This window comes from Pontibacter chitinilyticus (genome assembly GCF_039748935.1).
GTDB classification, from domain to species: domain Bacteria; phylum Bacteroidota; class Bacteroidia; order Cytophagales; family Hymenobacteraceae; genus Pontibacter; species Pontibacter chitinilyticus.
The window spans coordinates 79,418-94,194 of record NZ_JBDIZJ010000011.1; the positions used below are offsets into that span (position 1 = coordinate 79,418).

Consider the following 14,777-nt stretch of genomic DNA (forward strand, 5'->3'; position numbering starts at 1 on the left):
TCTTTTACATAGTTTCTCACACAAATGGATCTACAGGTAAAACAAGAGGGCGAGTTTCAGTACATAGATGAAGGGCAAGGCAGTGTATTGCTGTTGTTACACGGGTTATTTGGCGCCCTTAGCAACTGGAATGGGGTGGTCGAGCACTTCTCTAAGAACTACCGCGTTGTTATTCCGTTGATGCCCATATATGAGATGGCCTTGCACAAAGCAGGTGTACCCGGTTTGGTGTCGTTTGTAGAAGACTTTGTAGCGCTCAAAAAGCTATCAGCTATGACGCTGCTGGGCAACTCGCTGGGAGGGCATGTGGCGCTGGTATATGCGCTGAAGAACCCCAGTCAGGTAAAGCGCCTGGTGCTAACGGGCAGTTCTGGTTTGTTTGAAGACTCGATGGGAAGTTCTTTTCCGAAGCGAGGCAACTATGAGTATGTAAAAGAACGTGTAGGGCATACATTCTATGATCCCGCGACGGCCACAAAGGATCTGGTGGATGAGGTGTTTGCCATCACGAACAGCAATGCCAAGTGCTTGCGTATCATAGCTATTGCAAAATCGGCGCAGCGGCATAATATGGCCAAAGATATCACAAACATACAAGTGCCCACTTTGTTGATATGGGGGCTAAACGACACAATTACTCCACCGCTGGTAGGCCATGAGTTCAACCGGCTGATGCCTAACTCCGAGTTATACTTTATTGACCATTGCGGGCATGCCCCGATGATGGAACACCCGGAGAAGTTTAATAGCATTTTAGAGAAGTTTTTAGAGAAAACACCTGTAATACAAACATCCACATGATAGCAGAAGAACTCATCAACCAAATGATTCCGCCGCTGAAACTCTACGACAGTGTAGAGAAGGCCTTGCGCTGGATGGATGAGTTCCGCGTAAATGAGCTGCCGGTGGTGAGTAACCGCAAGTACCTGGGCCTGGCCACCGAACTAAGCCTGATCGAGCTGACCGATCGTGCACAACCTCTCAAAGATATCCAGTTAGAATATCAAGAGGTGCACGTGCAGCATCACCAACACTTTTACGATGTGATGGAAGCGGCCATCAAAAACAAAATTCAGGTAGTACCGGTGCTCGACGAGGAGCAGGATTACGCTGGTATCATCACTATAAACGACACACTGGCTGCGTTCGGACAAATGTCGGCGCTGCAGGGCCATGGCAGCATTCTGGTGTTGTCGATGCCGGAGCGCGATTATTCTCTTAGCCAGATCAGTCGCCTGATAGAGGAGGAGAACGTAAAGATACTGAGTGCTTATGTGGCCCCGGACGAGCTGGATCCCTACCAAATCAAGCTGACGCTAAAACTGAACGCCACTGATCTGTCTCGCATCATTGCGACGCTGGAGCGCTTCGAATACCGCATTACGGCCCAGTTTAACGACGGCAGCAACTACGATGTCGGGCGCGACCGCCTGGACATGCTCCTTAAATACCTTGATATCTAAAAAGCTGCGGTAGTGGTGCAGCTACGTTTCTGCGTTTCCTTTTTTCTGCTCATGATGCTGTGCCAGGTGGCAGCCGCCGCAGTTCCCTGCGATGTGCCTGCTGTGGTGATAACCAGCATACGCCTGCAAGGCAATGAAACGACGCGTAACCAGGTGCTGCTGCAGGAGCTTACCTTTGCCCCCGGTGATACCATTGCCACTGCAGCACTGGAGCCCCTGCTGGAGGATAACCGCCGGCGCCTTTTCAATCTGCGCCTTTTTCATACCGTAGCCTATACTTATACTTGCAACGAAGGCCAGGTAGTAGTCACCTACCAGGTGCAGGAGCGCTTTTACCTTTACCCCATTCCTATACTTGATTTTGCCGACCGTAACTTTAATGCCTGGCTGGAGAAGAAAGACTGGAGCCGCATCGATTATGGCGTTAACCTCATCAAACGCAACTTCAGGGGGCGCAACGAAGACGTACGGCTGTGGCTGCAGCGCGGCTTCAACCGGCGGCTGGAAGTAGTATACCGTGTTCCATACATCAGCCGGAGCAGTAAGCTGGGGCTGGAGGTGGGTGCCTTCGATTACCGGAGCCGCACCATTAGCTATACTAACAGGCAGAACAGGCAGGCCTTTTTCGAGCAGCAGGAAGGGCTGCCCATCCGACGAACCTACGTAGCAGCGGCTCTGTTGCACCGGCAAAGCGTGCAACGGCAGGAGGCCCTTACGCTGGGCTATCATACCGAACATATCTCTGACTCTGTGGTTTACCTTAACCCGGCCTACTATGGCAACGGTCGGAGTGAGCGGCAGTACCTGCGGCTGGACCTGACAAAAGTGATTAACCTGCGTAACACGTTTGCTTATCCGCTGTCGGGCAGCTACTTTGAGGCGGGTATCGGACAAACGTTTTTTCTGCACCACAGCGGCACGCCTTATACAGTTATTCGGGCTAAGTATGCGGATTACACCAAACTAGCTGACAAGCTCTACTATGCTGCGGCGGTGGAAGGGCAGGTGCGGCTAGCGGGGCAGTATGCTTTTGCCGATAATGTGGCGCTGGGATTCCGGTCGCTGGTGCGCGGGTATGAACTGTATGTGGTAGGCGGGCAGCACTATGGGCTCTTTAAGCAGGGTTTGTCGCGGCAACTGGTGGATATAAAGGGCATTCGGCTTAACTTTATCGACAATCCAAAGTTTAACCGTGTACCTTTAGCTGTTTACCTGAACGCCTTTACAGATGCAGGGTACGTGGCTGACCATACTTTTGCGGCTAATAACCCAATGGCTAATCGCCTGCTAGTAGGAGGTGGTCTGGGGCTGCACGTGGTTACCTTTTACGATATAGTACTGCGGATGGAGTATGCCGTAAACCGTGAAGGCGACAGAGGCCTTTACCTGGGCGGGCGCTTTCCCTTTTAATTAGATCCTGATTTATGAAGATAGCTCTACTTGGCAAACCTTTCAGCGACAGCATTGCACCATTCATTCAGCGGCTCTTTGATGAGCTACAACTCCGCAAGACGGAGTTGCTGGTTGTCGAACAGTTCTACGAGGAGATCCGCCATAAGCTTAACCTGCCTTCCGGCATCGAAACGTTTAACCGTGGCGATAAACTGGTGGGAGTGGATGTGGTGCTTAGCATCGGCGGTGATGGCACTTTGCTGGACACCGTTACCTACGTGGGTGAGCAGGAACTGCCTATACTTGGCATCAACACCGGGCGCCTGGGTTTTCTGGCCACCATTCCCTACGATAGCATTAACGTGGCGCTGGATGCCCTCTACAAAGGCCACTATACCTTGGATGACAGGGCCCTGATCCGGGTAGATGCCGATCAGGAGATATTCAACGGCATCAACTTTGGCATGAACGAGTTTAGCCTGCTTAAGCGCGATACTTCTTCTATGATCGTGGTACACACGTATATAGATGGCGAGTACCTGAACTCGTATTGGGCGGACGGGCTGGTTGTGGCAACACCTACAGGGTCTACAGGCTATTCGCTGAGTTGCGGAGGTCCTTTGGTGCTGCCGCAAACTAACAATTTCGTTATTTCACCCGTATGTCCGCATAACCTCAACGTGCGTCCTATGATCGTGTCTGACAAAAGCGTGATCTCGTTTGAAGTGGAAGGCCGCGGCAGCACGTATCTTGCCTCTTTAGACTCCAGATCAACCGCTGTGGATATGAATTTGCAGCTGGCTGTCCGGCGCGAGAATTTTGTGGCACGACTAATAAAGCTCCACCATGTAAACTTTCTTTCTACTTTGCGGAGTAAATTAAATTGGGGCTTGGATAAACGCAATAATTTATTGAGGTAATGCATATAAAATATATGTGATATTATTTCTTTAATAGTGTTTTATCATTATTTTTGTCTCTTATTAAATTAGGGGAAGTATAAATCCGGCACAGTGCCACCCTTTTAGGTACCTTTTATGATGAAGAAATTATTTACTCTTGTTTTGCTGCTTTCTTTTATCCTCACCATGGCCGCGACAGATGCCTCGGCGCAGCGTTATACTAAACGAAAGCGTTACAGTTCTGTAGGTATCAGCGTGGGAGCAATGAACTACTTCGGGGATATTGTGCCCCAGCCCGATTTTACCAGTCTCCGATTTAAATCCACAAGACCTAACATCGGAATTAATTATACTTACAGGTTTGCCCCCCGGGTATCTGTAAGAGGTGCTTTTAGCTGGGGGCGCATCATCGGTGATGATGCCCTGAGTGCATCTGCAAACGAAGGCGAGAACATCGGGCGATTTAAACGAAACCTCTCGTTTCGAAACGATATCAAAGAGCTGAGCGCTGTAGCTGTTTTTGACCTTTTTGAGAACCGCAGTACCTACAACCGCCGTCCTGATTTTGTGCCTTACGGCTTTGTAGGCCTGGCTGTGTTTCATCATAACCCCAAAGCATACTATGTAAACGGCTCCCGTCCCGGCCTTGCTCCGGCCAACGATATTCCGACAGGCTGGTATGAATTACAGCCACTGGGTACCGAAGGACAGTATGCCGATAACGGAGATTATCCTACACCTTACAAGCGCGTGCAGATTGCTATTCCGTTTGGCTTGGGCGTACGCTATAAAATAGACCGGCATTGGGACATGAGCCTGGAAGTAGGCTGGAGAAAGACTTTTACTGATTACCTGGATGATGCAAGCGCATCTTTTGTAGACAAGAGCGTGTTTATGAATGGCTACGGTGGGGCCAACTCCAAAGCAGCTGTTATCCTTTCAGACCGTAGCGCAGAAAGCGGATTTAACACCGTGCCCGACCCTAGCGGAACAGTTTATGATATTGTGCCTGGGTATGGCACATCCCGCAACACAAAGCGAGGTAATAAATCAGATAAGGACTGGTACATTACATCTAACCTGAGTCTGAATTATATTTTAACGCCTCATGTCAGAAGTCCGAAGTTTAGATAATAGAACGCGTGTGTTTACGTTGTTCACTAAACTCCGTATAGCGTTACATGATTTTACAGCATATTAAGCAAGCACTCCTTATTTGTATTCTGTTGCAAATAAGGAGTGCTTTTTTTAGCAATTCGGCCTTTGCACAAACCCCCATGACCACCAGCGAACTAGGCGTGGGGCTGGGAGGAGCAAACTACAAGGGTGATCTGGCGCCCAGTTACCGGTTTGGCAATAACCAACCTGCCTTAACTATCTTTTACCGCCGGGATATCAGCAGCCCCATTACCCTGCGCGGCGGTCTTATGCTAAGCCACCGCATCATTGACGATAACACCATCGGCGATCATTCCTACGATTTACCTTACCCCGATTACCGGCAGGCAGAGCTGCGCCTTAGCCTGGCCGAACTATCAGCAGTGGTAGAGTATAACTTCCTTGATTATTATGAATTGCGGCAGCATCCGCGGTTTTCGCCATACTTCTTTGCCGGGATCGCCGGGCTTGCCTATAACTCAAAACTGGTCACGGATAATGCAGATCTTCAGCCTGAGTTAAATAAGCCATTCGATACGAGACTGGCGCTGGCTGTCCCGTTTGGGGTAGGGATAAAGTATGCGCTGAGCCAACACTGGAACCTGGGGCTGGAATTTGGAGCACGCAAACTGTTTACGGATAAGCTTGACTATCTTTCTGAGCAGGATAGCAAGCGCCTGGCCAACCCCAACGACAATGACTTGTACTTCTACAACGGCATTAGCCTTTCCTATACTTTTTACCGCATCAACTGTCCGCGAGTATATAAACGAACACCGGGCATTTTAGATTAGATTGGTAAAATTAGCTTAATTAATCCTGCTTTTTGTAACTTGCAAGGAAATTGTGGTTTAATGGATCTTAAGGAGAAAGTAGATTTAGACAATTTACCCAAGCACATTGCCGTTATCATGGACGGTAACGGGCGTTGGGCAAAGCAGCGGGGAGGATTACGGATATTCGGCCATCAGAATGCCATTAAAGCAGTGCGTGATACCGTAGAGGCTGCTGCTGAATTGGGAGTAGCGTACTTAACCTTGTATGCTTTCTCAACAGAAAACTGGGGCAGGCCAGCCGGAGAAGTATCGGCACTGATGCAGTTACTCGTTTCTACCATCCGCAAAGAAACCGCAACTCTTGATAAAAATAACATCCGCTTACAAACTATAGGGAATACAGCCAGCTTACCTGCCGCTTGCCAGCAGGAATTGCAGGAAGCTATGGAACTGACCAGCAAGAATACCCGCATGACGCTGGTGCTGGCTTTGAGTTACAGTGGCCGCTGGGACATGACCCAGGCCGTGCAACGTTTGGTGCAGGATGTGGATCATGGTAAAGTAGAGGGTAGTGCTATCAATGAAGAAACGATCAGTAACTATCTCTCGACGGCGGGCATGCCCGATCCGGAACTTCTTATCCGCACGAGCGGCGAGCAGCGCATCAGCAACTTTTTGCTGTGGCAGCTGGCTTACACAGAGCTTTACATTACAGAGCTGTTGTGGCCTGACTTTAGAAAAGAGCACCTTTACGAAGCCATAATAGCTTTCCAGCGCCGTGAACGTCGATTCGGCAAAACAAGTGAACAACAAATTAAGTGAGAATATTAATGACAAGATGCATCTGGGTGCTTGTGTGTTTGCTTATGGCAGGCACAGCTTCGGCTCAAATTCTGAATAACCCATCTCAAACAAACCCTATCGACTATTCACAGCCGAAACAGTATCGTATTGGGGATATCAAAGTGAGCGGCACAAACTTCTTGGATCCGAATGCGCTGATCTCCGTTACTGGCCTGAAAGTGGGCGATGAGATCACAGTACCTGGCGAGGATATCAGTCGTGCCATCCAGAAGCTTTGGGACCAGGGCATACTAGGAGATGTGGAAGTATACGTGACGAAGATTGAGGGAGACGAGATCTTCCTCAATTTTGAGTTAAAAGAGCGTCCGCGCCTTTCCCGGTTTACCTTTACTGGTATCAGCAAATCGCAGCAGGAAGCTCTGCAGAAAAAAATAAGCCTGCAGCGTGGTAAAGTAGTAACGGATGCTGTACTGAACAGTACCCGCAACGCTATCCGCAACTACTACCTGGAAAAAAGCTACCTGAATGTTAAAACCAACATCACGCAGCGGCCTGATTCTTTGCTGCCCAACAGTGTAGTGCTGAACCTGGCCATTGACAAAGGCAACAAAGTGAAAATTGCCGATATTGACATTGTGGGTAACGAGGCATTTTCAGATAAAAAGCTAAAGCGGCAGCTGAAGAAGACAAAAGAGAAGCGTTTCTATAAAATATTTACATCCTCCAAATACCAGAAGAGTGAGTATGAGGCTGACAAGCAAAAACTGATCGACTTCTATAATACACAAGGCTACCGGGACGCTGTTATTGTATCCGATTCTGTTTACAAGGTAAGTGATGACCGCTTGGCAATCCAGATAACTGTAGACGAAGGCAAGCGCTATTACTACCGCAATATTACCTGGAAAGGCAACTATATTTACGATGATGCTTACCTGTCCAGGGTGTTGGGAATCAAGAAAGGGGACGTGTATAACCAGACCGAACTCGACAAGCGCCTCCATTACAATCCGGCCGGAATTGATGTGTCGGCATTGTATCAGAACGATGGTTATTTGTTCTCCAACATCGAGCCGGTGGAAGTAGCAGTTGTAGGCGACTCTATTGACCTGGAGATGCAGGTGTTTGAAGGAGCGCAGGCTACCATTGACAAAGTAAACGTAACGGGCAACGACAAAACCAGCGATTACGTGATCCTGCGGGAGCTGCGTACATTGCCTGGGCAGAAGTATAGCCGCGATGACCTGATCAGATCGCGTAACGAACTGGCGGCGCTGGGCTATTTTGACCCGGAGAAAATTGGCTTGAATCCTATCCCGAATCCGGCAGAGGGTACAGTTGACATCAACTATAGCGTAGTAGAGAAACCAAACGACCAGATAAGCTTATCCGGTGGTTGGGGCGGCCCGATTGGGGCTGTAGGTACAGTTGGCCTGACGCTTAATAACTTCTCTACCCGTAAGTTCTTTGATTGGAGTGCCTGGCGACCAATTCCGAGCGGTGATGGCCAGCGGTTGTCCCTGAACATACAGGCGAATGGTAAGTATTACCAGTCGTATTCCCTGTCGTTTACAGAGCCATGGCTGGGAGGTCGCAAACCAAACTCTCTGTCCGTAAGCATCTTTAAAACGGTTTATCGCCAAAACACCGGAAACGACATCGATCAGCATCTGAATGTAAATGGAGCTTCGGTAAGCTTGGGCCGCCGCCTGAACTGGCCGGACAACTATTTCCAGATGAGCCACTCCTTGTCCTATAACCGTTATAACCTGAGCAATTACCCACTGTTTGCAGATTTCAGTACGGGTAATTCTAACAGTATCTCGTTCATAAATACAATTGCCCGCTCAAGTATAGACAATCCAACCTTCCCAAGAACGGGATCGTCACTCACGTTGAGCCTGAACCTGACGCCTCCTTACTCGCTGTTTACAGACAAGAAGAATAACTATGAGTATGTGGAGTTCAATAAATGGATGTTGGATGCCTCCTACTTTATAAACCTGGCAGGAAATTTGGTATTGAATGCCAGAGCACACTTTGGTTTCCTGGGTTCTTATGGCTCCGCAAGTGTAGGTCCGTTTGAGCGCTTTAAACTGGGTGGTGCCGGCCTTGGTGGTGGCAACATCTTTGTAGGGACCGATTATATTGGTTTGCGTGGCTACAACGACGAGAAAGTGGTAAACAGCGATGATAGAACGTTGTTATCGGCAGGTGGCGTGGCGTACGACAAGTATGTGTTGGAGGCGCGTTACCTGATATCTCCTAACCCGGCGGCTACCATTTATGGATTGGTTTTTGCCGAGGCTGGTAACAACTTTGGATCGTTGAAAGAATATACGCCTTTTAAACTGTATCGCTCAGCAGGTGTAGGTGCCCGTATCTTTATGGCGGCATTTGGTTTGCTTGGATTTGACTATGGCTGGAGACTGGATGATATCCCGGGGCAGCCGGATATGGCACGCGGCCAGTTCCACTTTATCATAGGTCAGCAGATACGCTAGGAAAGGAATTAGTATGAAAAAGTTTTTGTTCATCTTTTTAGCCGGCTTTTTACTTTCGTCTGTTTCGCATGCACAAAAGTTTGGCTATATTGACTCAAACTTTATCCTGAGCAAGATGCCGGCCTATACTAAGGTGCAGCAGGAGATGGATAAATATGCCGATAACTGGCAGCACGAAATTGAAGGGCTGCAGCAGGACCTCGACAAAATGAAGCAGGACTACAAGGCGGAGGAAGTATTGCTGACAGAGGAAATGAAGCGCAAGCGCCAGTCAGAGATAGCCAAAAAGGAAAATGAGGTGCGCGACTATCAGCGCAAGGTTTTTGGCTATCAGGGCATGATGTTTAAGCGTCGGCAAGACCTGATGCGCCCTGTACAGGATGAGGTTTTTACAGCTGTGGAGAAAGTGGCGAAAGCCAAAGGTCTGCAGATCGTATTTGATAAATCCGGTGACCTGGTGATGATTTATACTAACCCGGTGCATGACTATACAGAGTATGTGCTGGAAGAACTCGGACTGGCAACACCCCAGCAGAATACACCGGGCCAGCAGCCCGCCGGAGCAATTATCGATCAGCCGGAAAACTTACCGGAAACGGATACACTAGAACAGGAAAATATACCGGCTCAGCAGCAGAATATGCAGCAAAAGAAACCGGCGACCAAGAAGAAGAAGTCTAATAACTAAACCCTGAATCAATAATTAACAACCAATGATGAACAAAATCAGAACCTTAGTAGCAGCCTTTTTACTGATCAGCTTTGCCTCTTTCGCACAAAGCAACGACCAGCCTTTAAAGTTTGGTTACACAAACGTGGAATACATCCTGATGCAATTGCCTGAAAGCAAGCAAATAGAGTCTGAGTTGAAAACACACAGCACGCAGCTGGAGAACCAGTTACAGGCAAAGTATACCGAGTATCAGGCTAAAGTGGATGCTTACCAGAAAGGTGCTGCCACCATGGACAAGACAATCCGTGATGACAAAGAAAAAGAGTTGATGAACATGAACAACTCTATCCAAGAGTTTCAGCGTAATGCCCAAACATCGCTGCAAGCAAAGGAGAAGTCTTTGGTAGACCCGGTTATCGCTAAGATAGACAAGGCTATTAAAGATGTAGCTAAAGAAAATGGCTATACTTATGTTATCAGCAACCAGGCGCTTTTAGCTGGTCCAGAAGGTGGCGACATCTCGCCGCTAGTGCTTAAGAAATTAGGCGTTGATCCTTCTAAAGTGCAGCCGGAGCCGGCTCCAGCCGCAGCTAATCCAACGGCCGCACCAGCACAGTCTCCTGTTAAAACGCCAGCTAAATCTTCTAAAAAGAAGCAGTAAGCACGCGAATCAATTTCATAATTGCTGAAAGCCGTTGTTTTTACTGCGGCTTTCTTTTTTTATCCAGATGTTAGTAAAGGTGATTGACTTTATAGATCAGGAACAGAATAGCAGCACAGAGGACTCTGACGAGTTGTACGAGCATCACCGTATTGTGGTGGATAAAGGCCAGGCGCTGCTACGGCTCGATAAATTTTTGATGGACCGCTTGCCAAATGTAACCCGGAACAAGCTACAGGAAGCAATCCGTTCTGAGTCGGTGCAGGTGAACCAGAAGGCCGTGAAGGTAAGCTATAAAGTGAAGCCGCAGGACCTGATTACGGTAACGCTGGCAGAGCCCCCACGCGACACGCATATAGAGCCCGAAAACATTCCGTTGGAGATTGTGTATGAGGATGACGAGCTGCTGCTGGTAAATAAGCCAGCGGGTATGGTAGTGCATCCGGCTTTTAACAACTGGACGGGTACGCTGGTGAATGCCCTCGTCTACTACCTTCAGAACCTGCCAACAGCTCGCAACGGAGAAGGTCGCCCCGGCCTGGTGCACCGTATCGACAAAGACACTTCAGGTTTGCTCGTGATTGCCAAAACAGAGTATAGTATGGCGTTCCTGGCTAAGCAGTTCTTTAAGCATACTATAGAGCGGACCTATTATGCACTAGTATGGGGAGTGCCCAAAGAGGATGCCGGCACTGTAACAGGCCACGTAGGCCGTAGTGTGAAAGACAGAAAGGTGATGTCCGTTTACCCCGCCGGCGACTATGGCAAACATGCCGTAACCCATTACAAGGTGCTGCGCCGCTTCAAATACGTGTCGCTGCTGCAGTGTAATCTGGAAACAGGACGCACACACCAGATCAGGGCTCATATGAAGCATATCGGTCATCCACTGTTCTCGGACGCGACTTACGGCGGGGATAAAATCCTACAAGGCATGCCAAATGGTACGTATAAATCTTTTGTAGAGAATGCATTTAAGCTGATGCCCCGGCAAGCGCTGCATGCTAAATCCTTAGGGTTTATACATCCGGTAACCAAAGAATACCTACACTTCAACTCAGAACTTCCGGATGACTTTAAGGCCGTTCTGGAAAAATGGGAGTTGTACGAAGGCCAGTAACTACTATTTATACTTCTTTGTACTATACTTTCCTGGCTATTACGCTTCCTGTGGCCCAAAGGCATGAGTGTAGTGGAAGTAGTGACAACTACAGCTCGGCGTAGTCTTACTGCTTAGGTGGCTAAAACTAAGCGGGTCCATATTTCAGGTATAATAAAAACAGGTATAAAAGGAGCAGCGATGCTTACATCTATACTTTAGGCAGCAGTAGGAGTGTTGCTGTAGTCTGACTGAATGCTAAGGTGCTTACCCGTATATGATAGAAAGGTACCCAATGCAAAAGCGCCCGCTCTGATTCAGAGCGGGCGCTTCTAGTATGGATTAAGATGAATTACTTCTTCTTTGTTTTGTTGATCTCTGCAAGAGCTGTAGCCGCCTGCTCGTTGGCTGGATCTAAGGTTTTAACTTCTGTCCAGTATTTCGTAGCATTCGGGCGGTCGCCTTTTAGGTAATAGTAGTACCCTAAGTATGAGTTTGCCTCGATCAAATCACGCTTATACTTGTCAGGTTCAGTGCTGGCCTGCTTGATAAACTCCTCATAGTAAGGCTTAGCAAGACCTTGCTCTGTTTCAGGGTCCTGACTGGCGTTGGCACGTGCTCTCCACAGGAAGCCATAGGCATATGTCGGATTACTCTGTGTTACGTTCGCATAAGTCGAATCAGCCTGCTTAAAGTACTCATTTGCTTTCTGCGCATTGCCGGCCTTGTTCATGTCTTCACCTGCGGCCATATAGATGTTACCCATATAGTAGAAGTCAGCATTTGATGGCTCCACCGTTTCGCGCTTTCTGTTATATACCTCAATCGCCTTGTCATAATTGTTGGCTTTGGTATAAACATTGGCCAGTTCCTGGTACAGGTCTACTTTAGTAGAGTCCATTTGCAGTGCTTTCTCCAGGTTCTCAATGGCCTTATCGGTCTGGTTGTTTTTCGCCAGTATTCTGCCATAGTACTCATAATCCTGCGCAATCATCTTTTGCGGACCTACCATCTGCAGGTACTGCTCCATCGCTTGCAATGCTTTTTCCGGCTGCTTTAACTCCAGATAAGAATAAGCCCGCAGGCGATTCATGGTGATATTCTTAGGATCTTGCTGCAATACCTTTTCAGCTTCTTGCAGGGTTTGCTCGTAGTTCTTGGTCAGGAACAGGAAAGACGCATACTTGGCGCGTGTTTCAGGCGTATCCTCCGCCATGTCTACATACTTCTTGAATGTAGAAAGGGCTTTATCATACTGTCCGGCAAAGTAATAAAGCTCACCCAGGTCGCGGTAAACAGGGGCGTAGTTCGGGTCAATGGAAGTAGCCTGCTGAAACGCTTTTTCTGCTTCAGGGAAGTTACGGGAACTGGTAAAGAGCTGTCCTTTACGCAGGTACGCTTTGGCATATTTTCCATCCTGCTGAATTGCTCTGTCGTAAGCAGACATTGCCTCGCCACCATTTTTCAACTTCAGGTAGGCATCACCCAAAATAACGTTCGCCACAGGGTTATTGCTTTCGCGGTCCAGGGACTGCTTCAGGTAATCAATACCTTTCTTGATCTGTGCATCTGTCGCGTTTGGCGCTTCCACGTAAGCTTCACCAACCATTGCCAGCACATGTGGGTCTTTTTTGCCTTTGCCACTCAGCGCCTTGTCAAACTGCTGTTCGGCAGCTTGCTGGTTTCCGTTCTGCATTGCCAGCTTACCTAAGCCTACATAATTGATATACGACTTAGAATCGTTTGCTATACCCTGGTTAAAGTAATAGGCTGCTGAGTCTGGCTTCTCTGTTCTCAGGTAAATATCGCCTAAAGAAAAGTAAGCGTTATCGGCCTGTTTTTTATCGTTTAGCTGAGATTTATAGATGGATTTAGCTTGTTGATATCGCTCTAAGTCAACGGCTCTTCTGCCCGCATCACCTGATTGAGCCAGCGCAGCTGTAGTTGGCAGGGCTACACCCATCAGAACGATGTACTTCCAGTTGTTCGTCATTGTAATTAAAGTTTAGTTATTTGCTAGTTGTTTAGATTATGAAAGATAAAGGCTTCTAGTTATTCAATCCAATCACACGCACTGGCATGGTGGCAGGTACTAATCCAGATTTCAGCATAATGCGCTGTCCTTTGTCTCCTGCTACAAATGAAACAAAACCTGTGCCAAGTCCTGCACGGCCTTCCGTATTCACAATATATACGAACCGCCGCAGCGGGTAAGTGCCCTGTGCAATATAAGCCTGGTAAGGCTGGTAGTAACTTTCTGTTGTAACCGGATTTGGATCTGTGCTGATACCGATCACCTTTATCTTTTTGAGAAAACCTACTGCTGTAGAATCGTCTAAGTCGCTTATCCAGTTTACGCCAATCACACCCAGCGCATTTTTATTCTGCGACACATAATCTATCAGCGCCTTGTGTGATTTTGAAGCAAACGTGTTTTCTGGTAATTTATGATCTGCTGTCAAAGAATCCCTTACGTAACGACTGGTACTAGAGTTATTATTATCGAATACGATGGTGATATTGCCCGGATTGCCTTTGTCATCTATTTCTTTCCAGCTCTTAATTTTTCCGCTGAAAATGTCTTTTACCTGGTCTAATGTTAGCAGCGAGTCCGGGTTATCGTTATGTACAATCAGAGCAATTGCATCTATCGCTATTTTAGTCGTTCGCGGTATGATCTTCCGCTTGTCGAACACTGCTTTTTCCTCTGGCGTCAGCTCTCTTGTCAGTACAGCGGTTTGGGTGCTATCTTTCAGCAGGTTGTCAATTACTGTTCCTTCCGGTGCATACGTCGCATCTAAATGAGCATACTTGTAGATAGCTTCAAAGGTATTTACCTGCGACTCAATGATCGGCTGAAACGACTCGTCAGCCGAAAGGGTGGCGTTGCCCGTCGTAGGGGTGTTCTCGATCTCTCCTGCGCCACCACAGGCGGTTAATGCTGCCAGCGCAATAGCCAGCAGGGTAGGCGATATTTTAATCTTCATACTTTCTATCATCTCTTTTAGAACCACTTTGGTAAGCCCGTACAAACCTTAAAACGCCATATAAAATGAGCACTCCTCCTAATATAGTTTTAACGGTAGAAGGAATATTCAGATTTAGTTTTTGTTGATCGGCAAGTAAAATAAATAAGCCTAGGCACACGTACAGCAGCGTCATAAGCATGGCGAACCACCGTGCAAACTTATTGAAGAACTTTACCGACGAATTGTCATCTTTTCGTCTTTGCATTGCTGGTGTCCTTTCTGTTTCTGAGTTTAACCCTTAAAAATAACGCTAATGCTACAAAAAAGAAAGCAGAAGCTTACAAAACTGGTTTGTTGCTTCTGCCTTAACCTGCTA

The 14,777-nt window shown here is 47.7% G+C and carries 13 protein-coding genes; 11 read left to right on the forward strand and 2 right to left on the reverse strand.

What is annotated here, in order from left to right; all coding sequences use genetic code 11:
• Window positions 1–24 precede the first annotated feature (24 nt).
• The 11 genes from ABDW72_RS15780 to ABDW72_RS15830 all read left to right on the forward strand — a co-directional run bounded on the left by ABDW72_RS15780 (window position 25) and on the right by ABDW72_RS15830 (window position 11,453).
• Window positions 25–801 carry an alpha/beta fold hydrolase gene (locus tag ABDW72_RS15780; RefSeq protein ID WP_347159559.1) on the forward strand — a complete coding sequence of 259 codons (777 nt, stop codon included), beginning with the start codon at window positions 25–27 and terminating at the stop codon, window positions 799–801.
• Window positions 798–1,463 (forward strand): CBS domain-containing protein, encoded by a 666-nt coding sequence (locus ABDW72_RS15785; protein WP_347159560.1) that lies wholly within the window; start codon window positions 798–800, stop codon window positions 1,461–1,463. The genes ABDW72_RS15780 and ABDW72_RS15785 overlap by 4 nt, the downstream gene beginning before the upstream one ends.
• Window positions 1,464–1,475: 12 nt before the next feature.
• Complete coding sequence (locus tag ABDW72_RS15790) at window positions 1,476–2,873, forward strand: BamA/TamA family outer membrane protein (protein ID WP_347159561.1); 1,398 nt, start codon at window positions 1,476–1,478, stop codon at window positions 2,871–2,873.
• Between the two features lie 14 nt (window positions 2,874–2,887).
• Complete coding sequence (locus tag ABDW72_RS15795; RefSeq protein ID WP_347159562.1) at window positions 2,888–3,775, forward strand: NAD kinase; 888 nt, start codon at window positions 2,888–2,890, stop codon at window positions 3,773–3,775.
• A 117-nt stretch (window positions 3,776–3,892) separates the two neighbouring features.
• Window positions 3,893–4,891 (forward strand): DUF6089 family protein, encoded by a 999-nt coding sequence (locus ABDW72_RS15800; protein WP_347159563.1) that lies wholly within the window; start codon window positions 3,893–3,895, stop codon window positions 4,889–4,891.
• A gap of 47 nt (window positions 4,892–4,938) precedes the next feature.
• Window positions 4,939–5,709, forward strand: coding sequence for a type IX secretion system protein PorG (gene porG / locus ABDW72_RS15805; protein WP_347159564.1), 771 nt, complete (start codon window positions 4,939–4,941; stop codon window positions 5,707–5,709).
• A 60-nt stretch (window positions 5,710–5,769) separates the two neighbouring features.
• The gene (gene uppS / locus ABDW72_RS15810; protein ID WP_347159565.1) at window positions 5,770–6,513 is read left to right on the forward strand and encodes an undecaprenyl pyrophosphate synthase; all 744 of its coding nucleotides are present in this window, start codon (window positions 5,770–5,772) and stop codon (window positions 6,511–6,513) included.
• Window positions 6,514–6,557: 44 nt separating this feature from the next.
• Window positions 6,558–8,999 (forward strand): outer membrane protein assembly factor BamA, encoded by a 2,442-nt coding sequence (bamA, locus tag ABDW72_RS15815; protein WP_347159566.1) that lies wholly within the window; start codon window positions 6,558–6,560, stop codon window positions 8,997–8,999.
• 13 nt (window positions 9,000–9,012) lie between these two features.
• Window positions 9,013–9,687 (forward strand): OmpH/Skp family outer membrane protein, encoded by a 675-nt coding sequence (locus ABDW72_RS15820; protein ID WP_347159567.1) that lies wholly within the window; start codon window positions 9,013–9,015, stop codon window positions 9,685–9,687.
• 25 nt (window positions 9,688–9,712) lie between these two features.
• On the forward strand, window positions 9,713–10,333 hold the full coding sequence (locus ABDW72_RS15825; RefSeq protein ID WP_347159568.1) for an OmpH/Skp family outer membrane protein: 621 nt from the start codon (window positions 9,713–9,715) through the stop codon (window positions 10,331–10,333).
• A gap of 67 nt (window positions 10,334–10,400) precedes the next feature.
• Window positions 10,401–11,453, forward strand: coding sequence for an RluA family pseudouridine synthase (locus tag ABDW72_RS15830; RefSeq protein WP_347159569.1), 1,053 nt, complete (start codon window positions 10,401–10,403; stop codon window positions 11,451–11,453).
• A gap of 331 nt (window positions 11,454–11,784) precedes the next feature.
• Here the strand turns inward: ABDW72_RS15830 and ABDW72_RS15835 are convergent, their stop codons facing one another.
• Together ABDW72_RS15835 and ABDW72_RS15840 are read right to left on the reverse strand one after the other, a co-directional pair.
• Window positions 11,785–13,425, reverse strand: coding sequence for a tetratricopeptide repeat protein (locus ABDW72_RS15835; protein WP_347159570.1), 1,641 nt, complete (start codon window positions 13,423–13,425; stop codon window positions 11,785–11,787).
• 55 nt (window positions 13,426–13,480) lie between these two features.
• Window positions 13,481–14,419, reverse strand: a complete 939-nt coding sequence (locus tag ABDW72_RS15840) for a PstS family phosphate ABC transporter substrate-binding protein (RefSeq protein ID WP_347159571.1) — start codon at window positions 14,417–14,419, stop codon at window positions 13,481–13,483.
• Window positions 14,420–14,777 lie beyond the last annotated feature (358 nt).

Excerpts from the sequence above, each read along its gene's own strand:
- ABDW72_RS15840 (WP_347159571.1), bottom strand. The coding sequence starts at position 14,419 with ATGAAGATTAAAATATCGCCTACCCTGCTGGCTATTGCGCTGGCAGCA.
- ABDW72_RS15835 (WP_347159570.1), bottom strand. The coding sequence starts at position 13,425 with ATGACGAACAACTGGAAGTACATCGTTCTGATGGGTGTAGCCCTGCCA.
- ABDW72_RS15800 (WP_347159563.1), top strand. The coding sequence starts at position 3,893 with ATGATGAAGAAATTATTTACTCTTGTTTTGCTGCTTTCTTTTATCCTC.
- ABDW72_RS15830 (WP_347159569.1), top strand. The coding sequence starts at position 10,401 with ATGTTAGTAAAGGTGATTGACTTTATAGATCAGGAACAGAATAGCAGC.
- porG (WP_347159564.1), top strand. The coding sequence starts at position 4,939 with ATGATTTTACAGCATATTAAGCAAGCACTCCTTATTTGTATTCTGTTG.
- ABDW72_RS15780 (WP_347159559.1), top strand. The coding sequence starts at position 25 with ATGGATCTACAGGTAAAACAAGAGGGCGAGTTTCAGTACATAGATGAA.
- uppS (WP_347159565.1), top strand. The coding sequence starts at position 5,770 with ATGGATCTTAAGGAGAAAGTAGATTTAGACAATTTACCCAAGCACATT.
- ABDW72_RS15785 (WP_347159560.1), top strand. The coding sequence starts at position 798 with ATGATAGCAGAAGAACTCATCAACCAAATGATTCCGCCGCTGAAACTC.
- ABDW72_RS15795 (WP_347159562.1), top strand. The coding sequence starts at position 2,888 with ATGAAGATAGCTCTACTTGGCAAACCTTTCAGCGACAGCATTGCACCA.
- bamA (WP_347159566.1), top strand. The coding sequence starts at position 6,558 with ATGGCAGGCACAGCTTCGGCTCAAATTCTGAATAACCCATCTCAAACA.
- ABDW72_RS15820 (WP_347159567.1), top strand. The coding sequence starts at position 9,013 with ATGAAAAAGTTTTTGTTCATCTTTTTAGCCGGCTTTTTACTTTCGTCT.
- ABDW72_RS15825 (WP_347159568.1), top strand. The coding sequence starts at position 9,713 with ATGATGAACAAAATCAGAACCTTAGTAGCAGCCTTTTTACTGATCAGC.